The sequence below is a fragment of the Acinetobacter sp. 1000160 genome, assembly GCF_000588715.1.
GTDB lineage: Bacteria > Pseudomonadota > Gammaproteobacteria > Pseudomonadales > Moraxellaceae > Acinetobacter > Acinetobacter courvalinii.
The window spans coordinates 291,792-318,150 of sequence record NZ_JFWP02000003.1; the positions used below are offsets into that span (position 1 = coordinate 291,792).

Annotated in this window: 23 protein-coding genes; 15 read left to right on the plus strand and 8 right to left on the minus strand. The window is 43.2% G+C overall.

The genetic code is table 11. The features are described 5' to 3' along the window. Positions 1-206: 206 nt before the first annotated feature. From J699_RS10980 to gyrA, 6 genes are all read left to right on the plus strand, one after another. On the plus strand, positions 207-956 hold the full coding sequence (locus tag J699_RS10980; protein ID WP_032867509.1) for an electron transfer flavoprotein subunit beta/FixA family protein: 750 nt from the start codon (positions 207-209) through the stop codon (positions 954-956). A gap of 17 nt (positions 957-973) precedes the next feature. Next, positions 974-1,909: an FAD-binding protein gene (locus tag J699_RS10975; RefSeq protein WP_004771288.1), complete on the plus strand. Its 936-nt coding sequence runs from the start codon at positions 974-976 to the stop codon at positions 1,907-1,909. A gap of 76 nt (positions 1,910-1,985) precedes the next feature. After that, the gene (locus tag J699_RS10970; protein ID WP_032867507.1) at positions 1,986-2,825 is read left to right on the plus strand and encodes a helix-turn-helix transcriptional regulator; all 840 of its coding nucleotides are present in this window, start codon (positions 1,986-1,988) and stop codon (positions 2,823-2,825) included. A gap of 87 nt (positions 2,826-2,912) precedes the next feature. Beyond that, positions 2,913-3,875, plus strand: a complete 963-nt coding sequence (locus J699_RS10965) for an MBL fold metallo-hydrolase (RefSeq protein ID WP_416202133.1) — start codon at positions 2,913-2,915, stop codon at positions 3,873-3,875. 213 nt (positions 3,876-4,088) lie between these two features. Beyond that, positions 4,089-4,745: a hypothetical protein gene (locus J699_RS10960; RefSeq protein WP_032867504.1), complete on the plus strand. Its 657-nt coding sequence runs from the start codon at positions 4,089-4,091 to the stop codon at positions 4,743-4,745. Between the two features lie 345 nt (positions 4,746-5,090). Next, positions 5,091-7,820, plus strand: coding sequence for a DNA gyrase subunit A (gene gyrA, locus J699_RS10955; RefSeq protein ID WP_032867502.1), 2,730 nt, complete (start codon positions 5,091-5,093; stop codon positions 7,818-7,820). Between the two features lie 25 nt (positions 7,821-7,845). On the opposite strand, the gene J699_RS10950 is transcribed toward gyrA, so the two are convergent. The 4 genes from J699_RS10950 to J699_RS10935 are packed head-to-tail and all read right to left on the minus strand — an operon-like array spanning position 7,846 to position 12,761. After that, positions 7,846-8,958 carry an ABC transporter permease gene (locus J699_RS10950; protein WP_032867499.1) on the minus strand — a complete coding sequence of 371 codons (1,113 nt, stop codon included), beginning with the start codon at positions 8,956-8,958 and terminating at the stop codon, positions 7,846-7,848. Next, complete coding sequence (locus tag J699_RS10945) at positions 8,955-10,085, minus strand: ABC transporter permease (RefSeq protein WP_032882799.1); 1,131 nt, start codon at positions 10,083-10,085, stop codon at positions 8,955-8,957. Before J699_RS10945 ends, J699_RS10950 begins: the two co-directional genes overlap by 4 nt. Before the next feature lie 3 nt (positions 10,086-10,088). Next, positions 10,089-11,252, minus strand: coding sequence for an HlyD family secretion protein (locus J699_RS10940; RefSeq protein WP_032882800.1), 1,164 nt, complete (start codon positions 11,250-11,252; stop codon positions 10,089-10,091). Positions 11,253-11,264: 12 nt separating this feature from the next. Beyond that, positions 11,265-12,761 (minus strand): TolC family protein, encoded by a 1,497-nt coding sequence (locus tag J699_RS10935; protein WP_032867495.1) that lies wholly within the window; start codon positions 12,759-12,761, stop codon positions 11,265-11,267. A gap of 348 nt (positions 12,762-13,109) precedes the next feature. Between J699_RS10935 and serC the strand changes: the two genes are divergently transcribed. Beyond that, positions 13,110-14,189, plus strand: coding sequence for a 3-phosphoserine/phosphohydroxythreonine transaminase (gene serC, locus J699_RS10930; RefSeq protein ID WP_032867493.1), 1,080 nt, complete (start codon positions 13,110-13,112; stop codon positions 14,187-14,189). 75 nt (positions 14,190-14,264) lie between these two features. Here the strand turns inward: serC and J699_RS19630 are convergent, their stop codons facing one another. Both J699_RS19630 and J699_RS10925 read right to left on the minus strand, forming a co-directional pair. After that, positions 14,265-14,408, minus strand: coding sequence for a hypothetical protein (locus J699_RS19630; protein ID WP_004771301.1), 144 nt, complete (start codon positions 14,406-14,408; stop codon positions 14,265-14,267). Positions 14,409-14,443: 35 nt separating this feature from the next. Beyond that, entirely contained in the window at positions 14,444-15,382 is a 939-nt protein-coding gene (locus tag J699_RS10925; protein WP_005229387.1) for a hypothetical protein, read from the minus strand. A 230-nt stretch (positions 15,383-15,612) separates the two neighbouring features. On the opposite strand from J699_RS10925, the gene J699_RS10920 reads away from it, so the two are divergent. Both J699_RS10920 and J699_RS10915 read left to right on the plus strand, forming a co-directional pair. Then, complete coding sequence (locus J699_RS10920; protein ID WP_005284529.1) at positions 15,613-16,083, plus strand: YaiI/YqxD family protein; 471 nt, start codon at positions 15,613-15,615, stop codon at positions 16,081-16,083. 7 nt (positions 16,084-16,090) lie between these two features. Further along, positions 16,091-16,984, plus strand: coding sequence for a DMT family transporter (locus tag J699_RS10915; RefSeq protein WP_005284533.1), 894 nt, complete (start codon positions 16,091-16,093; stop codon positions 16,982-16,984). A 13-nt stretch (positions 16,985-16,997) separates the two neighbouring features. Here J699_RS10915 and J699_RS10910 read toward each other — a convergent pair whose 3' ends face one another. Beyond that, entirely contained in the window at positions 16,998-17,579 is a 582-nt protein-coding gene (locus tag J699_RS10910; protein ID WP_032867491.1) for a PilZ domain-containing protein, read from the minus strand. A 25-nt stretch (positions 17,580-17,604) separates the two neighbouring features. Between J699_RS10910 and J699_RS10905 the strand changes: the two genes are divergently transcribed. The 4 genes from J699_RS10905 (at position 17,605) to J699_RS10890 (ending at position 23,265) form a co-directional block, all read left to right on the plus strand. Beyond that, positions 17,605-18,840, plus strand: a complete 1,236-nt coding sequence (locus J699_RS10905; protein ID WP_032867489.1) for a lipoprotein-releasing ABC transporter permease subunit — start codon at positions 17,605-17,607, stop codon at positions 18,838-18,840. Further along, positions 18,833-19,522, plus strand: coding sequence for a lipoprotein-releasing ABC transporter ATP-binding protein LolD (lolD, locus tag J699_RS10900; protein ID WP_005229406.1), 690 nt, complete (start codon positions 18,833-18,835; stop codon positions 19,520-19,522). Before J699_RS10905 ends, lolD begins: the two co-directional genes overlap by 8 nt. Beyond that, positions 19,515-20,750: a lipoprotein-releasing ABC transporter permease subunit gene (locus tag J699_RS10895; RefSeq protein ID WP_032867486.1), complete on the plus strand. Its 1,236-nt coding sequence runs from the start codon at positions 19,515-19,517 to the stop codon at positions 20,748-20,750. Before lolD ends, J699_RS10895 begins: the two co-directional genes overlap by 8 nt. Before the next feature lie 88 nt (positions 20,751-20,838). After that, positions 20,839-23,265 (plus strand): DNA internalization-related competence protein ComEC/Rec2, encoded by a 2,427-nt coding sequence (locus J699_RS10890; RefSeq protein WP_032867484.1) that lies wholly within the window; start codon positions 20,839-20,841, stop codon positions 23,263-23,265. A 1-nt stretch (position 23,266) separates the two neighbouring features. On the opposite strand, the gene J699_RS10885 is transcribed toward J699_RS10890, so the two are convergent. After that, a complete protein-coding gene (locus J699_RS10885; protein WP_416202135.1) occupies positions 23,267-24,256 on the minus strand; it encodes a lysophospholipid acyltransferase family protein in 990 nt (329 codons plus the stop codon). A gap of 102 nt (positions 24,257-24,358) precedes the next feature. Between J699_RS10885 and sppA the strand changes: the two genes are divergently transcribed. Further along, positions 24,359-25,381 (plus strand): signal peptide peptidase SppA, encoded by a 1,023-nt coding sequence (gene sppA, locus J699_RS10880; RefSeq protein WP_032867480.1) that lies wholly within the window; start codon positions 24,359-24,361, stop codon positions 25,379-25,381. Between the two features lie 184 nt (positions 25,382-25,565). Continuing rightward, complete coding sequence (locus J699_RS10875; protein ID WP_032867478.1) at positions 25,566-26,357, plus strand: alpha/beta fold hydrolase; 792 nt, start codon at positions 25,566-25,568, stop codon at positions 26,355-26,357. The last annotated feature ends 2 nt before the right edge of the window (positions 26,358-26,359 follow it).

Sequence of the window (26,359 nt, forward strand, 5' to 3'; positions counted from 1 at the left end):
TCATCATCTTGATGAGCTAAATAAATAGAATGAATCATTATTTTCAATTTGTGAACTGAGCGTTTCATGTTTTTTATGGCTGTAGCGGAAATTGTGACTTGACCGAAATGCCAAATACATTGCAAGATAGGGCACCTAAAAAGTTTCAATCGAAGAGTTAGAATACTCTTCATTACATTTACTTGCTTAGAACAGCCGAGGATTACATGAAGGCTCTTGTCGCTGTAAAACGTGTGGTTGATGCCAACGTTAAAGTTCGTGTTAAGCCGGACAATAGTGGGGTTGACCTTACCAACGTTAAGATGTCAATCAACCCATTCTGTGAAATCGCAGTGGAAGAAGCGGTTCGCTTAAAAGAAAAAGGAACAGTTTCTGAAATCGTTGTGGTTTCAGTGGGTGCTAAAGAAGCTCAAGAACAAATTCGTTCTGCAATGGCGCTAGGTGCTGACCGTGGTATTTTAGTTGAAACTGCTGATGAAGTTGGCGCTCTTGAAGTTGCTAAAATCTTGAAAGGCGTAGTTGATGCTGAAAAACCGGAACTTATTCTTCTTGGTAAACAAGCAATTGATGACGACTCTAACCAAGTAGGTCAGATGCTTGGTGCTTTACTGGGTGCAGGTCAAGGTACTTTCGCATCTGAAGTTAAAGTTGACGGCGGTAAAGTTCAGGTAACTCGTGAAATCGACGGTGGTTTACAAACTGTTGAGCTTACACTTCCTGCAATCATCACGACTGACTTACGTTTGAATGAGCCACGTTATGCTGCTCTTCCAAACATCATGAAAGCGCGTAAAAAGCCACTTGATACCAAATCACCTGCTGATTATGGCGTTGCAACAGGTACTAAGCTTAAAACAATTAAAGTTGAAGCTCCTGCTGAACGTAAAGCTGGCGTACAAGTGAAGTCTGTAGACGAGCTTGTTGAAAAATTGAAAAACGAAGCGAAAGTGATCTAATACAGAAGGATAAAATCATGAGTATTTTAGTTATCGCTGATCACAACAACCAGACACTTAACGGTGCAACTTTAAACGTTGTTGCGGCAGCTCAAAAAATCGGTGGTGATATTACTGTATTGGTTGCTGGTTCTGGCGCTCAAGCAGTTGCAGACGCTGCTGCTAAAGTTGCTGGTGTGAGCAAAGTATTACTTGCTGACAATGCTGCTTATGCAAACCAATTGGCTGAAAACGTTGCTGGCTTAGTTGCTGACATCGCGAAAGGCGGTTACAAATACGTATTAGCTGCATCTACAACAACGGGTAAGAACATTCTTCCACGTGTTGCTGCACTTCTTGACGTCAGCATGATTTCAGACATCATCGCTGTTGAATCTGCAAATACATTCAAGCGTCCGATCTATGCAGGTAACGCGATTGCAACTGTTCAATCTGACGAAGCAATCATCGTGGGTACCGTTCGTGGTACAGCATTTGATGCAGTTGCTGCTGAAGGTGGTTCTGCTGCAGTTGAAGCGGTTGCTGAAGCAAAAGACGCTGGTATTTCTACCTTTGTAAACGAAGAAATCGTGAAACTTGATCGTCCAGAGTTAACTGCTGCACGTATCGTTGTTTCTGGTGGTCGTGGTGTAGGTTCTGGTGAGAACTATCACAAAGTCCTTGACCCATTAGCTGACAAGCTTGGTGCTGCTCAAGGTGCTTCACGTGCTGCGGTAGATGCTGGCTTCGTACCAAACGATTTCCAAGTTGGTCAAACGGGTAAAATCGTTGCGCCTGATCTTTATATGGCGATTGGTATCTCAGGTGCGATTCAGCACTTGGCAGGTATGAAAGACTCTAAAGTGATTGTTGCAATCAACAAAGATGAAGAAGCGCCAATCAACAGCGTTGCTGACTACTGGTTAGTCGGTGATTTAAACACTGTTGTTCCAGAATTGGTAAGCAAACTGTAATTTATAGTCTGCTACTTATTCAAGAAAACGCCCTTGTGCTATACATTGCACAAGGGCGTTTTTTATTGGATAGATGATGAATATTGATTCTGCTGCTACGATGGATGCACAGCATTTACATGGTTCGCTGGTCAGCTTGGCACGTGCAGATATGGCGCGGGATTACTTATGTATTCGGGCGAAAAATCAGCATGGGTTAGCGAATATTCAAGTGAACCAGTTACACATGGGCATGATTCTGCATGGGCAGAAACAATTAAAGCTGCATCATCAGCAGGTGAATCTCAGTGCGGGTGACCTGTTTATTATCAAACCCGATACTGTTGCCGATACCGTCAATATTCCAGATCCGGAAACGGGCGAATATCTAACCATTCTGGTGCCGATGTGTGAAGAGGTGATTCAGGCTGCACAGATGATCTGGGCCAAGCCAATTACCGATAAAACAGAAGCAATCTTACGGTTTTCAATCCATGATTTTGCCCCTCATCTTCTAAGCTGGCAAACCGCTTTATTTGAACAGGATCTGGTCAAGGCACGTTTGTCGATTGCAGCGATACTAGTGCAGCTATGTCAACAGCAGTGTTCCGATGTACTGATTGTTCCTGCTCCACAACTCTCCAAACGAATTTACCAGTGGGTGCTGGAGCAGCCACAACATGCATGGCAATCCAGTGAATTTGAGGCGCGCCTAGGTTTAAGCAGTGCCACGTTGCGGCGTAAACTCAGTCAGGAACAGACTTCTCTAAGAGAAATCATTACCCGTGCCCGGCTTGCCTATGCACTGGAGTTGTTGTATTCAAACAAACTGCCGATGAAAACGATTGCAGCGAAGTCCGGCTATCAATCGGTTGCGACGTTCCGTGCCCGATTTATGCAGCGTTATCAGGTTGATCCCAACGTTTTAGCTTTGTAATCATCCAGATTGAGCGATTCACGTCGATGATTGAGCGATTTTGAACACTAGAAATACTTAGAGTTAAATCAATCTAATGTCGAGGTGATGAACGTGAAATTATTAAAACCGGTCCTGATTGCATTATTGTTTAGCACAGCTACTGTCCATGCTGAATCCAGTCCCCAGCTCAAGCAGGTCGCAGGATATTTTCTACAACCGATTGGAAATCTGAAAGTGACTGCGCTGTTTGACGGCGAACTTGGCTTGCCTCGTAGCGATTTGCTGGGAATTTCATCGGAAAAAGCCAATCAGTTATTTGCACAGAATTTTGTACCTGTCGATGAGCACAATCAGATCGTGACTGACTTTTCGGCTTATCTGGTCCAAACTCCGACCCAGAATATTTTAATTGATGCGGGCACGTCCCAATGCTTTGGCCCAAGCTTGGGACATGTTCCGGAAAACCTGAAAAAGGCAGGGGTACAGCCCGAGCAGATTGATACGATTTTGATTACCCATGCCCATCCTGATCATTTATGTGGCATTAGCCTAAACGGAAAAATGCTCTACCCAAATGCCAAGGTATATCTGGCCAAAGCGGATGTCGACTATTGGACATCAGCAGAGAACGAAGCAAAAGCCACTGATTTCTTCAAACCTTTATTTAAAATGACCCGCGATGCATTACAAGCTTATCAGCAAGCAGGGCAGTTGAATGCCTTTACCAAAAGCTCTTTCCATGTGCCGAATGTTGAGCTGATCACCACGCAGGGGCATACCGACGGCCATTCCTCATATCTGGTGGATGGACAAAATAGACAAAAATTTTTGGGACTGGGGGATGTGGTGCATTATGCTGCGGTGCAATTTCCTTATCCCGAAGCCAGCTATAAACCGGATACGGATTCCCGAAGTGCTATTGCAGTGCGTAAACATATCTTTGAACAAGCCTATCAGCATCAATGGTGGATTGGCGCTGCACATGTGGCTTTTCCCGGCATTGGTCATATCGGCAAGAATGCGCATGGCTATCAATGGATTCCAGCCCAATATCGCCCAGAACAGTGAAGGGTGGCTTTGATTTTTTCTTTGCTGATAGCAGGTTCAAGCTTATGAGACAGAGCGTTTCCTTTATGCAACGATACTGTAGCTAATTTAACGTACTGATTTAAATCGTATTTAATTAAGTTTTTCTTAATGGTTAATTTCAATTAAGCTAAAAGTGTACTGATTAGTACACTTTTGTTAGACTTTTATTTTCGCTGGTTTTTTTGTTGAATAATGAAGTTTGATTTCCGCTTAAATGGCGTTGTATTGTTTTTATTCTCCCTCTTATGTCTTACCGCATTTCTAGCCATTGCCCAAAGTGCTGTACTGTTGACATGGAATGTTCATGTTCTGGAGGCCTTTCAGGCCATTGTGTTATTGGCTTGTGTTCCGTTCACCTGGTTCTATGTCAAACCCAAGACCTTAACTGAGCAGAAGAAATGGTTCTGGATCTGGGCCATGGCGTGGTGGTTGATGTTCTTTGGACGAAGCATTAGTTGGGGGCGTGATTTTTTTCCTGAAGTTCCGCATGTCTATTATCGGATTATTTCAATTTTTGTGATTGCACCTGTGGTTCTGATGCTGTTTTCTCCGCACTTAAGAGCTGAAATCAAGTATAAGTGGCAACAGCTCAAGTTGCCGTTCTGGTATTTGCTGATTGCTGTTGTATCGTTATTTTTCGCCGATAGCGTCGAGCATCATCGCTTTATAGATACTTGGTTATTAAGCTATTCTGCAAATCAGGATATCGTGGAAGAGCTCTACGAAAATCCATTTATCCTGGCATTGTTCTGTTCTGCTTTTTATTTTATGCAGCAGGATCGGGTGACTGAACAGGACAAGCTCATGCCGGCGATGCAGTCAGAACTTTCACCCAAGCCCTATCAATAAAAATAGAGACTTTTTAAACGGTTTAGCTCGGGGCTTAACCGATGCGGAATTGCGTTAAATCAGCGACTTTTGCAGCAGGGTTTGCTGATTTTTTATCCAAACCGCTGGGCAAAGTATTTTTATCGGCGCTTTTCTGTTTTTAGCAATTTTAAGTCATTCATTTATATATCCTTTTTATTGTAAAAAAATGCTATTTTTGCAGGCTTAAACTTACCGTTATTTTGTGCTTTATGCTATAATTTTTCGCTGTATTTTTTATTTTAGTTCAAGTCTTTGAGCTGAATTTTTGCAAGATTGAAGACATAAAAACAGGTACAACTCTCTACCTGTAAACAAGGAGTATGCATGAGCGTATCGGAAATCAGACCGATTGCCATTGAGGACGAACTCAAGCATTCATATCTAGATTACGCGATGAGCGTAATCGTATCTCGTGCATTGCCAGATGTGAGAGACGGTCTAAAACCTGTTCATCGTCGCGTATTATATGCGATGCACGAATTGGGCAATGATTATAACAAAGCGTACAAAAAGTCTGCTCGTGTTGTCGGTGACGTAATCGGTAAATATCACCCGCATGGTGATAGCGCAGTATATGAAACAATCGTTCGTATGGCGCAGGACTTTAGTTTGCGTTACATGCTGGTGGATGGTCAGGGTAACTTCGGTTCGGTCGATGGGGATAGCGCGGCAGCAATGCGTTATACCGAAGTTCGTATGCAAAAGCTCACCCATGAAATTTTGGCCGATCTGGAAAAGGATACGGTTGACTGGGAAGACAACTACGACGGTTCCGAGCGTATTCCTCAGGTGATGCCAACGCGTATTCCAAATCTACTGATTAACGGTACGACGGGTATTGCAGTGGGTATGGCGACCAACATGGCGCCACACAACATGACCGAAGTGGTCAATGCATGTCTGGCGTATGCCAATAATCCGAATATTTCTGTAGAAGGGTTGATGGAGCACATCACGGGCCCGGATTTCCCTACAGGCGGTATTATTTACGGTAAATCGGGCATTGTAGATGCCTACCGTACCGGTAAGGGCCGTTTGCATATTCGCGGTAAATATCACTTCGAAGAAGACCAGAAAACAGGTCGTACCACGATCGTCTTTACTGAAATTCCTTATCAGGTCAACAAGGCAAAAACCATTGAACGTATTGCCGAGTTAGTCAAAGAAAAGAAAATTGAAGGTATTTCTGAGCTTCGTGACGAGTCTGATAAAGAAGGGATGCGTATCGCCATCGACTTGAAACGTGGCGAAAATGCAGAAGTTGCAGTGAATAACCTGTTCTTGCATACCCAACTTCAAAACTCGTTCAGTATCAACATGGTCTGCCTGGATAATGGTCAGCCTAAGTTGATGAACCTGAAAGATATTATTGCGGCATTTATCCGTCACCGCCAAGAAGTTGTGACGCGTCGTACCATGTACGAACTGCGCAAGGCGCGTGAGCGTGGTCATATCTTGGAAGGTTTGACCGTTGCCTTGGCTAATATTGATGCCATTATTGAGACCATCAAGACTTCTGCCAATCCGGCTGAGGCGCGTGAGCGTTTACAGGCTGGCGAATGGGCCGGGGGCGGGGTGGTTGCCTTACTGGAAAAAGCAGGCGCGATTTCTGTTCGTCCAGACGAGATTGAAGGCGAAGATCCAGCACGTCCGTTTGGCTTGTCAGGTGATATCTATCGCTTGTCACCAACTCAGGTTGGCGCGATTCTAGAATTGCGTTTACACCGTTTAACGGGCTTGGAACAAGACAAGTTACACGCTGAATATACTGAAATCTTAGGTCAAATTGCTGAATTAACAGCGATTCTGAATGACTTCAATTTGTTGATGAACGTGATTCGTGAAGAGCTGGCGTTGATCTTGCAACAATATGGTGATGGTCGTCGTACTGAGATTGTCGAGTCTGGTGTTGATTTCTGTCGTGAAGACCTGATTCCTGAAGAACAGGTGGTATTGACAGTTTCACAAACAGGTTATGCGAAAACCCAGCCGCTTTCTGATTATCAGGCGCAACGTCGTGGTGGTCGTGGTAAGTCTGCCACTGCAATGAAAGATGATGACATCATCCAGCATTTAATTGTGGCGTCGAACCATGCAACCGTGCTGTGCTTTACCGATGTCGGCAAGGTATATCGCTTACGCGTATTTGAAGTACCGCAAGCCTCTCGTGGCGCCAAAGGTCGTCCAATTATCAATTTACTTCCTCTGGAAGCGAATGAAACCGTTACTGCTATTTTACCGTTGACTGAATTCCCTGAGAACCATTACGTATTCATGGCGACTGCATCAGGTACGGTAAAACGTGTTGAACTGGCACAATTTAGCAATGTCCGTTCAAACGGTTTACGCGCAATTGAGCTGAATGATGAAGATACCTTGATCGGTGTTGCGATTACCGACGGTAACCAGCAGATCATGCTGTTCTCGAATGAAGGTAAGGCGATCCGTTTTGCTGAAACTGATGTTCGTGCCATGGGTCGTACCGCCAAAGGTGTACGTGGTATGCGCGTCAGCTTTGCAAGCAACAGTATCGAAGCTGAAGATGCTGACGTTGAAAATGATGACAGCGATGACAATGATGATTCATCAGATTCAAATGTCATCAGCCGTATCGTTTCGCTTGTAGTTGTACCTGAAACGGGTGAAGTGCTGTGTGCATGTGCCAACGGTTATGGTAAACGTACTCCAGTAGATGACTTCCCGACCAAGAAACGTGGCGGTAAGGGTGTAATTGCGATCAAGACCAGTGAACGTAATGGTGAGCTAGTGGGTGCGGTATCGATTGATGAAAGCAAAGAACTGATGTTGATTTCTGACGGCGGTACATTAGTACGTACTCGTGCTGCTGAAGTGGCAACCACAGGCCGTAATGCGCAAGGTGTACGCTTGATCCGCTTAAGCGATGCTGAAACCCTAGTGGGTGTGGTTTCGATTGAAGCTGTAGAGGATGACGAAGAGTTAGATGCTATAGATGAAGTTGAAAATACCGAAGCTGAAACAGTGACTTCTGAAGAAGTGGTTGCTGAGCCAAAAGATGATGCGCCTGAAGCGTAATCATTGAGGTAATAAAAAAGGAAGCTTATGAGCTTCCTTTTTTTATGGGTTGCATCATTACTAAACGGTAATAAGAAATTGCCAGTAAAATTGCAGCGACAGTAGCTAGATAAATCAGTTTTGGTACCACAATAGAGGTTGGTACACCCATTTGATTGAGCTGGACAAACATCTGGACACCATGTGTTGAAGGAAATATCCAGGCCAACCATTGCATCCAGTGCGGCATGGCTTCATGCGGCCAGGCTGTGCCAGTCAGTAAGAACAATGGAACAGAAGTCACTACAATCAGATGTCCAACCCGTTCCGGCATATCCACCAGTGAACCGAGCAGCATGCCCAAGCCAATCACACAACTGACATAGATTGGAACGGCCAAGAGCATACCCCAGAAGTTGCCACCGTGTGGAAATTCATACAACCAGAAGGTAAAGCCGAATAAATATAGACAGCTGAGGCAACCGGTGGTAAAAATGGCGGCAAATGTGGCCCAGAATTCAACAGGTTTAGCCACCCAGCCCTGTTCACGGTAACTGGCAATCAGCATGGCGAGACCCAACACAATGGTTTGGTGAATGATCAGGCTGGCCACAGCAGGGAAGATATAACTGCCATAACCTGACATGGTATTGAATAACGGAATCTGATGAATTGAAAGCTCTGGCTCAAAAGAAGAGGCATTACCGAATTTCTCTAAATGTTCTTTCAGGGTGTATTCGATTGAGCTTGCCAAACCCACGCCAACCTCTTTGGTCCGAATAAAATAGGCTGTACTCAAGTACAGGCCAATGCCACCCATTTCCCCGCGTTTCAAGCTATTGGTAAGATTCTCTGGAAGCAACAAGATGCCTTCAGCTTGCTGGTTCTGCACCATACGTTGGGCTTCAAGAAAGTTATCCGTCACCGTGGTGATCTTGATATGCGGACTATTCGAGGCCTGACTAATGATTTTTGAAGTCAAAATGCTTTGTTCATCATCCACAATCACAATCGGAATATCTTCTGCGGTTTGTGCTTTATAAGCGGTTGGGTAGAAGAAGCTATACAGCAGGGTTGCTGCAATCAGGGTGGTGAATACCGAATTATTGGCAAAAATATTCTTAAAGGTCTGTAGGTAATAGCTGAAAAATGACTTCATGCGCTCAGCTCCTGAGTATTTTTCTTCAACAGACGCACACTTAATGCAAAGAATAGGCTCCCGAAGACCAGTAAAATAGCAAAGGGAACCATCGAGACATGCAGATCGCTGCCGATAATCCACTGTTCGGTTTGCAGCTTGGCATAAGGGGTGTAGGGAATAATCATTGACCAGAACTGGGTAAATGCAGGCGCATTGTTCAAGGGCAATGTAATCCCTGAGAAACTGGGTGAAGAACCACCATAAAGAGCAATAAAACCAAAGGTTTTAGGCAGATTTTGGGTGGCGAGTACTACGGTGCTGCTGATCACGGCATAGGAAAAATACAGTAAAAATTGTGCTACCAAAATCAGCGTGAGTGAACCTGCAATAAAGTAACCGCGGATCTGTGCTAACCAGAACATCCAGCACCAGGTCCAGGCACAGAAAATAAAGACATAGAGCAATATTTTACCGAGTAGGCTGGAAACCACTTGTTTGGAACTGACCCATTCACCTACTGTTTTGCGCTTAAACTCTTGCCCTATGGCAAAAGCCACGCAGCAACAGAGCAATAAGTGTAAAACGGCTGGCACCATAAACGGCTCAAGAAATAACTCATAACTCATGCTGGGGTTATATAGGGTCGAGATCTTGATATGTGGGGTGGGCATGTCCAGATAGGGGATTGTATTGGACAGATAGCTTTGTCCCATATATTCCGCCATGCCATTCAGGGTGCTGATGAGCATGGCTGAGGAAATGGTATTCCCGATACTAAAAAATGACTGGTTATAGGCGATACTGATTTGTGCATCTTGGGCTTTGACCAGCCGTTGTTCAGCACCTTCGGGGATCATCACGAATCCCCAGGCTTCGGTTTTGTTGATCAGGTGTTCGGCTTCATCCTGACTGGCGGTAATGGTCTTGACCTGTAACGTATGGTTCAGACTTAAGCTACGAATCACCTTACGGCTCATTTCACTCTGGTCCTGGTCAATCACTACAATGGGCAGATGCTCAGCCTTACCGGCTGAAAACATACTGCCAAACAGCAGAATCACCAGCAATGGGGCAATGACCGCCATAAACAGATCGACTTTATGGCGTTTGAGATAGCGTAATTCCCGAAGCATGACAGCAAACATCGGTTATTTGGCCTCTTCGATTTTGAAGAGTACGCTCATGCCGACTTTTAAATCTGGAATACGTTGCTCGGGCACCAAGTGGAATTTAAAGCTGCGGATGTCATAACCACCCGTTTGACGCGTGGTTTTAATGGTTGCAAAATCACCTTCGGCATCAATGTTTTTGACTTTAAAAGTGACTTTCTGATTTAAAGCCGGAATAAAACCTTCAATGGTTTTCATTTGATACACAGCGCTGTACATGTCTTCGCGAACATTTAAGCTGACCCACAAATCGTGATCTTCAATAATACTGACCACAGGCACGCCTGTTGCGACTAACTCTGTCGGTTTACCATAGGTCTTAGAAACAGTTCCGTCAGTTGGTGAATACAGTTTGGTTTCTGCTGTCAATGCGTTGGCTTCTTTGACTGCCGCTTGCGCCATCGCCACTTGTGCATCCGCAGTCGATTTCTGTTGTTCGGTACTACCACGTTTGGCACGGGCATACTGTTGATAAGAAGCTTCGGCAGTTTCACGTGCAGAGGTCTGTGCAGCCCGCATTTCATCGCGACGTTGACGAGAAATCACCCCTTGCTGATAAAGGGTTTCACCACGCTTATAAGTGGTTGCTGCCAATTCTGCCTGGGTTTTCATGGCTTGCCAGTTGGCATACAGGGGCTCAATATTTTCTTGTTGAGCACCACGATACACAGTGGAATGGAATGCAGTTGCACTTTGTAAAGCTGCTTGAGCCTGTTCTTTTTTTGCTTCAAGTTCCGGGCTGACAAAACGGACCAGTGCCTGACCTTTCTTAACCGGCTGGCCTTCAGAAACATAGAACTCTTCGATACGACTTGGCACTTTGGTGCTGATATGCACGGTTTCTGACTCAACCCGACCTTGCAATTCAATGGCTTGCGGTTGATAGGCTTTCCACAAGCCAAAAGCGATTAAACCCAAAAGCAGAATCAAAATAATCAGGCCAATGATTTTTGCCTTGCCTTTTTTAGCTGGCTCGTTCGGTGGCTGCTGTGTATTGGAATTTGATGTCTCAGGTTGTGGCTGCGCAACTTGCTCAGTCGCGCTCACCTGTGCTTGAGCAGATTCAGACGCTTGGGTTTCAGTCTTGTTGTCCACTTGATTTTTATCGCGTTCTGAATTGGATGATGATTGATCTTGGCTCATAAAATTCTCCAATTAACGGATATAGTCAGTACGTGGTTGATGAACATACAGCTTGAACTCATCAATCGAGCCATAGCTTTGTAAAAGTGTTGCTAAAGATAAAATGTATTTATATGAATTAAGCGCCATTTCGCTTTTTAAAGCACTGAGGGCATTTTGTGCATCAATCACTTGTGTCGCTGTGCCCATACCTTCCTTAAAGGAAAGCTGCTGGATACGTAAGTTTTCTTGTGCCGCTTTGGTGTTTTGAACCAGTAATTGATGGCTATTCTGTGAGGAACTTAATTCGCTATAAGACTTATACAACACATTTTCGACTTCCTGCTTGGTGCGTTCGGTCATCAGTTCCGCTGCATACTTTTTAAGTTCGGCGGCACGGATGTTTTTATTGTTATCGATGCCCGAAAATAAATTGTATTTTGCCATGACGCCGACAATCCAGTTCTCTTTGCTGTCCAGTCCATATTCACCAAAGGCAAAAACACTCGGTTTTTTGGCTGACTGTTGAACCTTGATATTTTCATTGGCCAGTTGGGTGTCCATTTGCAGCTTTTTGATCAGATTGGAATTCTGATCATAATTTGCCAGCATTTTATCCAGAGAATGGTTTTGTGCATTATTCACAAACAGCGGCGTAGTGAGATTTAAACTTTCTCTGGTTTTAAGCAAATTTTGCAGGCTAAACTGACTGGCTTGTAAGTTCGATTGAGCATTTTGATAGCTACGTTGCGCATTATTACGTGCTACCTCAAATTGCATGCGCTGGCCTTTATTAATAAAGCCTTGCTTCTCCAGTTTAAGGGCATTGTCATAATGTTCCTGCATGGCATTTAAATTAAACAGGCTGGCATTGAGTAATTGCTGCTGTAATTGCACATTAAAATAGGACTGGATCATCTCAAAACGTTGCGAGTCTTGTTGTTGTTTTTCGCTAATGTTTGAGCGTTGTGCCTGAATGGTGGCAATCTGTTTGGCGCTGCTAATTTTACCGCCGGTATAGAGCGGCATCACCATGGAAACTGAGGTACGCACATCATGGTCTTTAACCGTAACATCTACATTATTCGGCACCTGATTCAAGCCTTCACTTACGGTTTGATCAAATCCCTGACTAACCTGATCAATCACTTCAGGCGGTAATACATTTCCCCATTGCGATAACTTGTCATCAAAACCACGGGTCAACGAATTTTCCAGTCGACGTTTGCTTGACCCTAAAGGCACGCTGGTTTCACTATGAAATGAATAAGCGCGCGCATTTAAATCAATACGGGGAAGGCCCAAGTTTTTAACCGCTTCCATCTCAAGTTGTGAAGCTTGTTGCAGTGCTTGTTGGGCTTGGGAGGCATAGGCATTTTCGACCACATACTGTTCAGCCTCGCTATAGCTGAATGTCTGGGCCCATACAGAAGATGAAAATAAGGCACAGCTGATCAGGCTTATACTCAAGCTTAACATTTTGGGAAAGCGCTTGACCTTGAAATCCGGTCGGTCATGTTGTTTCAACATCAGGTTATGTCGCAATTTAATAATATCCTGCGTTAGTCTAAATTCTTTTTATAAAATTAAAATATTATGTTTTTAATTAAATAGTTATATGGCTCAGATTGGTGTAGTGAATTTGTAAAAAGTAGAGTTTTTAATCTAAATAAAGTGGTGAAAAACCGGGACGTTTTAGGTTCGGGAAAAGGGCTAACAAGTTTGGCCTAAAATAATTGTAATGACAGAACATGATTGAAAAATTAATACTTTTTTTGCAGTCAAATTGAAATATTTACTGCATAAGCTGCTGCAAGCTTCGCCAATCTATGATTAAATTCCCATTCCAATTTGTTCCACTTTAACAAGGGAAAACTCATGCGTGCTTATAATTTCTGCGCTGGTCCTGCTGCATTACCTACTGCCGTTTTAGAAAAAGCTCAACAAGAATTGTTGAATTGGCAGGGCAAAGGTCTGTCGATCATGGAAATGAGTCATCGTAGCAATGACTATGTTGCCGTGGCAGAGAAGGCTGAAGCTGACTTACGTAAGCTCATGAATATTCCAGAAAATTATAAAGTACTGTTTTTACAAGGTGGGGCATCCTTGCAGTTCTCGGCGATTCCGCTGAACCTGTTAGGTAAAAATAACAAGGCAGACTATATCCATACCGGCATCTGGTCTGAAAAAGCGCTAAAAGAAGCGAAACGCTATGGCGATATTAATATCGTTGAAGCAGGTACGCTTATTGATGGTAAACATGCGATCACTGAACAGAGTACTTGGAATCTGTCGAATGATGCAGCCTATGTGCATTATGCAGATAATGAAACCATTGGTGGTTTGCAATTCGCGGCTATTCCAGATGTGAATGCACCGTTGGTCTGTGATTATTCATCTAGCATTTTGTCTGCACCATTGGATGTCAGCAAGTTTGGTCTGATTTATGCCGGTGCGCAAAAAAATATCGGCCCGGCAGGTTTGACCATCGTTATTATTCGTGATGATTTACTCGATCAGGCCAAGCCGGAAATTCCAAGCATCTTGAAATATGCAGATCAAGCCAAAAATGGTTCAATGGTCAATACCCCGGCGACCTATGCATGGTATTTATCAGGTCTGGTATTTGAATGGTTGCTTGAGCAGGGTGGAGTAGATGCTATCTATAAAGTGAATCAGGAAAAAGCCAAGTTATTATATGGTTATATTGATTCGAGTGACTTCTATAACAATCCGATCGCAGTGCCAAACCGTTCAATGATGAATGTACCATTTACCTTGGCGGATGAAGCACTTGAAAAGACTTTCTTGCAAGAAGCTGAACAGCATCACTTATTGAACTTGGCAGGCCACCGTTCAGTGGGAGGCATGCGTGCAAGTATTTATAATGCCGTCCCGTTAGAAGGTGTACAGGCTCTTGTTAACTTTATGGATGATTTTGCGAAACGTCATGGTTAAGCCATAAACAGCAGTTAAAATAAAAGCCCTCATCATTGAGGGCTTTTATATATGAATATAGGGTATGGGCAAAAATCAGAAAAAGCCAATTTGATGAAAAATAAGTGCTGCTAAGAACATACCGAGTAAGAAAAAGCAAAAAGCACCAACATCAAGTTTAAGACCTTGATCACTCGAATGAATCAGACTGGTGGTTGTTTGTTCTGGTATAATTTTCATTAGAACGCCTAAAATGCCATTTATGTGATTTTTTGTCACTCAAGAGCAGTTTTAGCATAAATATTGGCCTGAATCCATAGGTTGCCACGAATATATTGGCCAATGTTAAAGTTTCTATACAATTCGTTTTTAGTGGCAATACGAATCAGGATTGCTGGTAAATCATCTTCTAAAACCAGAGTTACGTCATACAAGGTATATTCATCCTGCATAAACTGCATTTGAGTTTTACCAACAATATTACCTTGGAACCAGGCTTCATCTTCCTGACCTAAAGTTTCACCGAATAAATAAGCCACCATTTTAGAAAAGTCGACCGTGACAGGTTCTTGATCTTCTGGTGTTTTTGGCTGCCACTCATTAATCAGTTCCTGTAAATTTTCAGGCGCTACACCATTATGTTCTGCCAAAATTGCATTTAAAGCGCGATGATGTTTAATCGAAGCAGGATCATCTACAATGATTTTCTCATCTGCAGCCACTGCTTCCAATTCATAGGCCCAAGCATTAAATTGAACTTTATAGCTTTGATTTTTGTCATATTGACAGCTATTTACACTGAATAGATTATCAAAGGCATAAATGGTGGTATCTTTATTTAAATTTAACCGTAATACGGCCTGAGTAGCAGAATCACAGGTAATAATGCGCTCAATTTTAGCATCATATTTATACGGGCTTTCGAAACTTGGAAAAGCAGTTTTTAATGCACGTGGTTTCTGGTCTTCCACCGCGATGATCTGGTTAATCGAAACAGATTCACCGCTTGGACCCTGAATCAACCAGAATGCCTGATCCATCTCATGTTCATCTTCACATAGCCCCATTGGCATAACCGGTGCATCAAGGGCCAGTCCTAACCATTTGGGAACATCAGTTTCGGGTGTATCTGTCAATAAGTTCCAATGCTCGACATGATTACCGAAATTTTGATCTTGAATTTTAATGATTTCTGGACTGTTTTGATTTTTCATAAAGCGAGAGGCTAAAAAGATTGAACTTATTCTATTAAATCGAGGGTAACCGGGATATTTCAAGTCTGAATCTGTAATTCTCTAAAATTTATTTTAATTTTTAAGCTGATATCAACCTCTACTCCAGTCGAAGCAAATGGAAAAATGCATGGGATGACCGCCGCTTTGTTAACTCTACTTTTCCCGTAATCTGCTACACTAGTCTTTTCTTCTCAAGAGTTTTCGTCAACGTGCTGCCATTTAAATTGTGGGTAGATGCTGATGCTTTACCTAAAATTTTACGTGAAGTGATTTTACGCGCATCCGATCGTTATCAACTTGAAGTGACCTTTGTCGCCAACCAGAATGTCGGTATCACCCCGTCCATGCGGATTAAATCCATTCAGGTGATGAGCGGGGCAGATCAGGCGGATCAGGAAATTGTGGAACGCATGCAAGAAAATGACATTGTCATTACACAAGATATTCCGCTGGCGGCGCAAGTGATTGAAAAAGGGGGAATTGCCATTCACCCCCGTGGTGAGATTTATACCACGGCCAATGTAAAAGCACGTCTCCATCTACGTGATTTTATGGATACCTTACGTGGGGCTGGGGTACAGACTGGTGGGCCACCACCGATTTCAGAACGAGATAAACGTGAATTTTCCAGTTCTCTGGATCAGACCATTTTAAAACAAAAACGAAAAACAGCATCTTGAGTTGAGTATGCCATCACGTATTAATCTCATGCTCACTTATGGACTACTGGTCTTTATCTGGGCAACCACGCCGCTTGCAATTGTGTGGAGTGTTTCGGACCTGCATCCGATGTGGGCATTGCTGATCCGCTTTTTTATTGCCTTACCACTGGCTGTGACGGTGTTATTACTGTTAAAAGTGAAATTTCCCACTCATAAAATTGCCTTATTGAGTTATGCCGCGGGCTCATTGAGTCTGATTGGTTCCCAAATCTTTACCTATGCAGCCACGGCTTATCTGAGTTCTGGGCTGATCGCCTTAATGTTTGGTCTGGCACCGATTATGGCGGGATTGATTGGACGTTTTGGTTTTCAGCAAAAACTAGCGGGCTTGCAATGGCTGGGAATGGCAACATCGATTATCGGCTTGGCCATGATTTGCTTGAGTGGTAGCCAGCAGCATGTACAGCCAATTGGCATTATTTTAATGCTGATCAGTGTTTTTTCTTATTCATTGTCGATTTTTCTGGTCAAGAAGATTAATGCAGACTTGCCAGTGATGGCGCAGGCCACCGGTTCAATTCTGGTCTCAACCTTATTGGCCACATTATTGATACCGTGGATCTGGCAATATGCCCCAACGCATTTTCCTTCTGCGAAGTCTTTGTTTGCACTGACCTATACCATCGTGATGGCCTCGTTAATTGCCATGTTCTGTTATTTTAAGCTGGTGCAGAACTTACAGGCGACCACATTATCACTCACGACTGTCATGACACCGATGCTGGCGATTCTGATCGGCGCTTATCTGAACCATGAACAAATATCAGCTCAGGTTTTTGTGGGCGCGAGTATTATCCTGTTCGGTTTAGTGCTGTACTTCTTCAGAGATTTAAGGGCATATCGCCGTTTGAAATCTTAAAGATGAGAGCAGATTAGCTGGCTTCACTTTGTTGAGCCTGTCGAATACTGGCAGCCAATTTGGCGCGATCTTGCGGATTGAGCGTAATAAAATAGGCACCGATACGGAATTTCCCCTGTTCTTCCGCGGTGCTATGGGCGACTTGCGCAATGGCTGCGATATGGAAGAAATTTTCAGGGTGGCTTAGGGTAATGTGGATATAGGAGCCTTGATTAATATCTTGAGAACTAAAGAAACTTAATCCATTCTCGGAAACATTGACCTGCTCAGGAACCGGCAATAAGGATTGCACGATATTGTCATAATAAGACCCCGTAATCAGGTTTAATTTCTGGTTAAAAAGGGATAAGATGCGAGCAATTTGTTGATCTTTTTCATTTAATTGTTCTAATTCGTAGCGAAACGCATGATCAAATTGATCTAATTCTGCAAGTAGTAGAAAATAGCGGGGCAAAACGAAATGGGAATCATACGGGTCATTCAGCGCTACATCATCGGGAATGATTTGATAGTTGATTCTCAACACGGCATCAATACGAGACATCACACGACGTTCAGTGTTGTCGTCAACAAGATGATGTTGTGAATTTTCCATAATAAATCACCTCGGACTAGATGGTATGTTTAAGCCAATTTCGCTGTATATAGGGTTGAGATACACTCGTGCTCAGCGGAGTAATCATTTTATTTCTTTTGTCGCCTTAGTTTCCATGATCGGCTTGACGCTTGGTGTTGCTGTGCTGATTACAGTGCTATCGGTCATGAATGGTTTCGATCGCGAATTAAAAAATCGTGTCCTTGGAATGGTTCCACAAGCCACTGTTTCTTCTAATCAAATTCTAACAGATTGGCCTGAGCTTGTAAAAAAAGTTGAGCATCACCCGCATGTCACAGGTGCTGCGCCTTTTACCCAATTGCAAGGGATGTTGACTGGGCAGGGGCAGGTCGCAGGTATTATGGTGACAGGGATTGAGCCAAAATATGAAAGCAAGGTGTCGATTATCCAGAACCATATGGTTGCAGGTGATTTAAATGCATTAAAAAAAGGCGAGTTCGGGATTGTGCTCGGTAAAGATATGACCGATGCATTGGGTCTGAGTCTGAATGACAATGTGACCTTGGTGCTGCCTGAAGCGACGCCGTCCCCAGCAGGCGTGGTGCCACGGTTTAAGCGCTTTAAAATTGTCGGCATTTTTAGTGTCGGTGCAGAAGTTGATTCTACAGTTGGCTACATTGCCTTGAATGATGCCTCGACCTTATTACGTTTGCCGGATGGTGCCCAAGGTGTACGTCTTAAAGTGGATGACATTTTTGCGGCCCCGAATGTGGTGAACCAGATTGTTAAACAATTACCAGATAATTTTTATGCAACCAGCTGGAAGGAAACGCATGGAAGTCTGTTTGGTGCGGTGCGAATGGAAAAGAATCTGGTGGGTTTACTGCTGTTTCTGATTATTGTGGTGGCTGCATTTAATATCGTTTCGTCACTGGTTATGGTGGTCACCGATAAAAAGGCAGATATTGCAATTCTGCGTACCTTAGGTGCTTCACCACGATTTATTACGTCTGTCTTTATTGTACAAGGGACCATTATTGGGGTGGTGGGTACGGTGACAGGAGTGATTTTAGGTAGTGCTTTTGCCTTAACCATCAGTGATTTGGTGGGCTGGTTAAATCACACCTTTGGACTTAATTTATTTAGTGGTTATGTCATTGGCTATTTACCTTCTTATTTACGCTGGCAAGATGTCCTGATTGTTGTGACCGCATCTTTATCTATCAGTTTTTTAGCAACAATTTACCCTGCTATCCGTGCAGCGAAAACGCAACCAGCTGAGGCATTACGTTATGAGTAAGATCGTTCTAGAATCAAAAAATATCTTTAAGCATTTCGATGATGGCAAAAGCAAAGTAGAAGTGATCAAAGGCTTATCCCTGCAAGTCAATGCCGGCGAGTTTGTTTCGATTGTGGGTTCAAGCGGTTCAGGTAAAAGTACCTTGTTGCATGTGTTAGGCGGTTTGGAGCAACCCTCGGAAGGACAAGTCTTCTTACAAGGCCAACGCTTTGATAATTTAGGCGAAGCGGAGCGTGGCTACAAGCGTAACCAATATCTGGGTTTCGTTTATCAGTTCCATCATTTGTTGCCAGAATTTACTGCATTGGAAAATGTGGCAATGCCATTAATGTTGCGCAGTGAGAGTAATTTTAAGGACGTAAAAAAGCAGGCAGAATATCTGCTGGATCGTGTTGGCCTGTCTCATCGTATGGATCATAAACCGGGTGAATTGTCCGGTGGTGAACGGCAACGTGTGGCTTTGGCGCGTGCTCTGGTGACCAAACCTGCGGTGGTGCTGGCAGATGAACCGACCGGAAATCTGGATCGTAAAACCGCACTCAGTATTTTCGAGCTGCTCACCGATTTGAAAAAAGAACTCAATATGGCGATGTTGATCGTGACCCATGATGAGCAACTGGCCCAGTCCGCGGATTCAATTTTGCATATGCAAGATGGTATATGGGTGGGTGAGCATGTTTAAACCCATTTCATTTTATATTGGGCTGAAATATACACAGGCGAGAAAAAAAAGCCGTCTGGTGTCGTTTATTTCATTGATGACCATGATTGGTCTCACGCTGGGTGTTGCGGTACTGATTACGGTTTTGTCGGTGATCAATGGTTTTGACCGGGAATTGAAAAACCGTATTTTAGGAATCGTGCCACAAGCGACGATTGCCTCCACTCAGATTATGACCAACTGGCAAGACCTGGCTCAAGATATTGCTAAACAGCCCCATGTGACTGCTGTTGCACCCTATACCCAGTTACAGGGGATGTTGACTGCACATGGCGAAGTGACTGGAATCATGATCTCAGGGATTGAACCGGAATATGAAAAACAGGTCTCTATTGTTCATAACTATATGCAAGCCGGTAGTCTGGAGGCCTTGAAGAAAGGCAAATATGGTATTGTGATCGGTCAGGATCTGGCAGACAGTCTAGGCTTGAAGCTGAATGATCCGGTGACGCTTGTGTTACCTGAAGCCACCAATTCATCTGCCGGGGTAGTGCCTCGCTTCAAACGTTTCCAAGTGGTGGGTATATTTAAAATTGGTACTCAGGTCGATTCGATGGTGGGATATGTGGCATTAAATGATGCCTCTACACTATTACGCTTGCCGGAAGGTGCTCAAGGCATTCGCTTAAAGCTGGATGATATTTTTGCTGCACCGGAGATTTCGGAGAGTATTATCAAAAAATTACCAAGTAATTTTTACGCTTCGAACTGGACCTATACACAAGGTAACCTATTTAGTGCCATTCAAATGGCAAAAAATATGGTCGGGTTATTACTGCTGCTCATTATTATTGTCGCAACCTTTAATATTATTTCATCCCTGATGATGTTGGTGACAGATAAAAAATCAGATATCGCCATCTTACGTACTTTAGGTGCATCACCCTTATTGATTACTCAAATCTTTATGGTACAGGGGACAATCATTGGTGTGATTGGTACCGGTTTAGGGACCATTTTAGGGATTATTTTATCATTAAGCATCGGTAATATTGTGTCTTGGGTGAATACCACTTTTGGCTTAAATTTATTAGATGCCTATTTTGTACATTATCTGCCTTCATATTTACGTTGGCAAGATGTATTGCTGGTGGTAAGTGTTTCATTGTTATTAAGTTTACTGGCAACAATTTATCCTGCCTTACGTGCAGCAAAAGTTCAACCGGCTGAAGCATTGCGCTATGAATAATGCATAAATATTGAATAAGACCTCTTGTTAAAGCTCCGAAAAGGGGCTTTAATTTTATCTTTAGAAAAACTAAATGCAATGTTAAGAAATGTTGAAAATTATTTTGTTCGGCTGGCTTGCCGGTATTACTTTGATGGGGCAGGATTTCCATTTTATAGGACAAACATGGTGGATATGGCTGATTTTAGCAAGTCTGATATTCGCTTTAGGACGATATAAAAGGCAGCGCTATTTTCAGCGGACTTGGTATAAGGCGCTCCTTTTAAGCAGTTGCAGCTGGGCATTGTGCTGTACCGGTTATCATTATGCTGATGTGGCTTTAGAACAGCGCTTAAGCTTACGGGAACTTCAGGTTCAACCATTTGAAGCCATTGTTTATATTAAAAAAATAGATGAACTAACAGATGAAGGGCAAAAACAGATTGCTGAAGTCCTCAATCGGCATAGCCAGCCAGTAGACTGGTTACTGTATCTGAATAAAGCACCTGAGCAATCCATGCAGCAGCCGAGCTTACAATTGGGTCACTATTATCGGATCAACGGGATAATCAGGCCTGCGCATAGTTATGCCGTAGCAGGAGCATTTGACCAGGAAAAATGGTTTTTACAGCAGAATATTCTCTCTGCATTTTCAGTCAGGCAGATTCAGCCGTTAAGCCCTGATGAGATTTATCGTTTGGGTTATCAGCAACACGATAAGCAACAACGTACGCTCAAAGCCAAGTTGCTGTTAAAGATTGAAGGCATGCGGCTGGACTTCCGGCAAATGCTGCAAACAAGTTCTCTGCAATATCCAGGTTTGCTGCTAGCTTTGCTGACTGGCGATGAAAGCCTGTTGTCGAGCGAGCTAAAACAGCAATTCCAGTTGCTGGGAATATCCCATTTACTGGCTATTTCAGGGCCTCATGTGCTGATCTTTGCCTTGATGCTGACCTGGTTGTGCCAAAGGTTGATACAGCGTTATTACCTAGAATTATATTTATGGAAACCCAGACAGATTCTGGTTATTTTTCCTTTTGTTGCCAGTGTTGTACTTTATGTAGCTTTTGTCGGCTTTGAGATTCCGGCTATCAGAACGCTGTTCACAGTGCTGATTGCCAGTCTTTTCCTGATCTTGCGACAGTCTATCCAACCTCTGGCTTTGCTGATCTATAGTGCTAGCTTACTGCTGATTTATGATCCATTTAGCATTTTGTCGGCAGCATTCTGGTTATCTTACGGGGCCTGTTTTATTCTGCTACGGATCTATCAAACGACAGCACACTTGCCTCAAGATCAGGTGCAGACCTCAATACAAAAGATGATACTGGCAATTAAAGTATTGATTGATGCCCAATGGAAAGTTTTTATTGCCTTACTGCCTCTGGTGATTATTTTCTTTCAGCAGATTTCCTGGGCAGCGCCATTGAGTAACCTGATTGCAATTCCGCTATTAAGTGGCGTGGTGGTGCCGCTAGATATTCTTGCTGCTTGTCTGTGGCTGATCATTCCTGCATTGGGTCTATTGTTGTTTCAGCTGAATGATCAGTTGCTTGCATTCTTGTTGTGGGGCTTAAACGGTTTACAGCACCTGTTCCCAGCGTTATACGGGGTCAGTTATACACCTGGCATGATGCTGAGCTTGATCTTGGGATTGGTCATTTTATTTATGCCTAGAGGTAGCGTACCCAGGCTTTGGGCTGGTGTCTGCTTTTTACCCATGCTTATCGGTGTAAAAACTCAATCTACGACTTTAACTATTCTCGATGTTGGGCAAGGGCAGGCGATCTTTTTACAGCATCCGCAACAGACATTAATGATTGATACGGGCGGGAATTATGACGAGCCCAAATTTGGTATCGGTGAGCGAGTCGACATCCCGTTCCTAAGACAGCAGGGTATTCGTAGCTTGGATCACGTCATTCTATCGCATCTGGATCAGGATCATAGTGGCGCATTTCCGGCTATACAAAATGCCTTTACGATTACTCAGGTGCAGTCAAGTGAACGAAGTGAAAAGCTCCCGTTTAAGGACAATTTCTCCTATTGCCAACAGGGTCAGCATTGGTCATATTCCAATCTTAAAATTGAGATTTTGTCGCCTACGCAAGATGGCCTGAATTTTGCCGAACATCAACAGAATGAACAATCTTGTGTGGTCTACTTACAGTTTCTCAATGCTCAACCTTATCAAAATTTTCTGATTATGGGCGATGCAGGCTGGGAAACCGAATTTAAGTTGCTACAGCAATATCCAGATTTAAAAGTAGATGTTCTGGTTTTAGGCCATCATGGCAGTAAAAATAGTTCTGCTTATGATTTTTTAAAAGTTTTAAAACCCAAGCTGGCGATTGCTTCAGCTGGCTTTAATAATCGTTATGGGCATCCGAGCCGGGAAGTCCAAAAGCGTCTGCAAGCTCTGAATATTCCGTTACTTAATACTACACGAACAGGGTCGGTGAATTTCCTGTTTGAGCATGGTAAAGTTGAGATAAAGCTGCAACGGCAGCAAAGGGAATGGTTACAACGAGAATAGCCTAAGCAAACTCTTCTTGGGCTTGCTGACGAACTGCAGCCACTTGAGCCAGTGCCTCCTGTTCATCAATATCATAAATTTTCTTCAGCGCGGGATTGGCACGAAAACGTTTATAGCTCCAGTGATAGTGTTCCGGATAGCGTTGAATCAGTTGTTCTAAAGTTTGATGAATGATCAGGGTACCTTGTTTGGCACCGCCTTCATAAATTTGAGGATTGACCGGCTCAATGAACATATCAAAGCCATCTCGCTCATTTCTTTTGGTGTAAAGCAACAGGGCTTTGGCCTTGGTTTTCTGGATCAGCTTGGCACTTAAACTGCTGGAAGCTAAAGGAATGCCGAAATAATTTACCATGTCACCGCCATGATCGGGGGTATGATCAGGCAAAATGGCGGTAGTACCACCTTGTTTTAAGGCTTTGAAAACTTGTCGTACACCACTTTCATCGGTCGGGACCAGATGCGCTTGCTCACGGCTACGTGCATCACGGACAAACTGGTCAGCATCAGGATTCTTAACGGGCTTATATAAGATAGTCATTTGGGTATATTGCGCTAACCATGCATTCATCACTTCCCAAGTGCCAAAATGAGGAACAACCAAGACCACGCCTTTTTTTTCTGCCAGCGCTTCATGCAGGTAGTGTTCGCCCTGAACGATATCAATACGCTGAATATTTTTCTGATTGGAAGCGCCCCAGATACTCAAAAACTCGAAATAAGAGGTGAGCTCATTCTGAATGGCGTGTTTGGTTAATAATTGTCTTTGTTGCGGTTCCATATCTGGAAACGCGATCTTTATATTCAGGCGAATAATTTTTGAAAGTTTAGATAGTTGAAAAGTATTGACCAGTCCAGCAACCAGACGTGCCAAAAAACGTCCTAATTGAATCGGCTGACGACTTAGGAGCTTGATGAGACGGTAATTTGAGCTGATCGTTCTGGAATGGGTCATGGAGGCGGTATGAGAAAAATTACAAAGGAAAAGTATAATGTAAAAAATAATTATAAGTTAAAACAAGTTATTTAAACAGTTTTGTTGAAATCAGCGTATATAATAAAGCCACTTTAAAACATATTGGATTGGAATCTTATGTCCGATTGGCCACCAAAACCAAAAAATGAATCAACAAATAGTGACAATGTTACGGGCAAAGAATGGCAGATTTTAGAAAAAGCCGTTCTTGCCTCTGTAGAGGAACAACGACGTAGCCGTCGTTGGAGTATCTTTTTTAAATGTTTAGGTTTCGCTTATTTACTCATTGTCCTGATTGCAATGACCAAGAGTTGCTCGACATCGACAGACAAATCAACCACCAATATCAGTAGCGACCATCTGGCCGTAATTGATATTGTAGGGACAATTGATTCATCTGCGGGTCAGTCGACTGTTAACAGTGAAGATACCAATAAAGCGCTTAAACGAGCGTTTGAGGCGAGTGGCAGTAAAGCAATTGTTTTAAATATTAACTCTCCTGGTGGTTCGCCGGTACAGTCAGATGAAATCTGGCAGGAAATTCGCTACCAGAAAAAACAGCATCCAGACAAGAAAGTCTATGCAGTAATTGGTGATATGGGTGCGTCAGGTGCATATTATATTGCGTCTGCTGCTGACGAAATCATTGTCAATCCATCGAGTTTGGTGGGTTCCATTGGCGTGATCATGCCAAACTATGGTTTAAGCGGACTGGCACAAAAGTTAGGAATTGAAGACCGGACTTTAACTGCGGGAAGTAATAAAGATATCTTAAGTATGACCAAGCCATTAGATCCGGCACAAAAACAACATGTGCAATCTGTACTGGATAATGTCCATACTCACTTTATCAATGCGGTAAAAGAAGGTCGTGGCAAACGTTTGAAGACTAACGATCCAGCGGTATTCTCTGGTTTATTCTGGACAGGTGAACAGGCGATTGCTTTAGGTATTGCAGATCGTAGCGGTAGCATTACCACACTGATGCGTGATCTTAAAGTTGAACAAAAAGTGGATTATACCGTTCAACGTAATCCTTTTGAGTCGATTTTAGGCCGTATGGGCGCCAAGATTGGTGAAGGAATTAGTAGTTCGCTTGCGTCACAGCTGGAAACTCAGCAGAACGCGAAAATTCAATAACAGGTCAAATTGTTCCAACTTTATTAAAGCGATGCTTTTGCTGGAATAGATTCTTCATACTCAGGCTGTGTTTTTCACAGCCTTTTTTATTGTAAAAATAACTGGGCAGTTCTTGTTTTGATTTGCAATACATGTGTAGAGCAGGATAATTGAACGATCAGTGAAAACAAATAAAGAACCCTCTATGAAACCCTTGATTCATTTTGCCCATGCCAACGGTGTTCCTTCTAAAGTTTATCAAAAGCTGTTTGATCAGTTGAAAGATCAATATGACATTATTTATCTGGCTGAAATTGGCAATGACAAACGTTATCCGATTACGCATGGCTGGACACATCTGGTCGATCAGGTCATTGATAATATTGTTCAGCAAGCCCAAGGACGTCAAGTGATTGGTGTAGGACACTCTTTGGGTTCGGTCCTGACTTTAATGGCTGCCTATCGTCTCCCCGAGTTATTTTCCCAAGTAATTATGCTGGATCCACCTCTAATCATTGGTAAAGCCTCTTTTGTGTTTCATTTGGCTAAACTTTTTAAACCTAAGCTGGTGGATAAAATTACCCCTGCGGGTTTATCTGCACGCCGTCGTGATCATTGGGAGTCGCGTGAACAAGCGGCTGAGCTGCTGGGTTCACGTGGTTTTTACCAACATTTCGATGCCGACTGTTTTCAGGCCTACATTGATCATGCCTTAACCGTTGATCCACAGCGGGGCGGTGTTACTTTAACCATTCCTAAGCAGGATGAAGTGAAGCTGTTTAGAACAACCCCATCGATGTGGTGGTTACCAATGCCAAAACCACCCGTTCCTGTACAGTTAGTAGTAGGCCAAGATAGTGTGTTTTTAAAAGAGAAATTTCCGCAGGTTGCACAAAAGAAACTGGGTATTCCATTTTCTGTTGTTGAAGGAGGGCATATGTTCCCATTGGAGCATCCACTGGATACCGTTGAGAAAATTAAAAGTCTGGTGCTTTGATT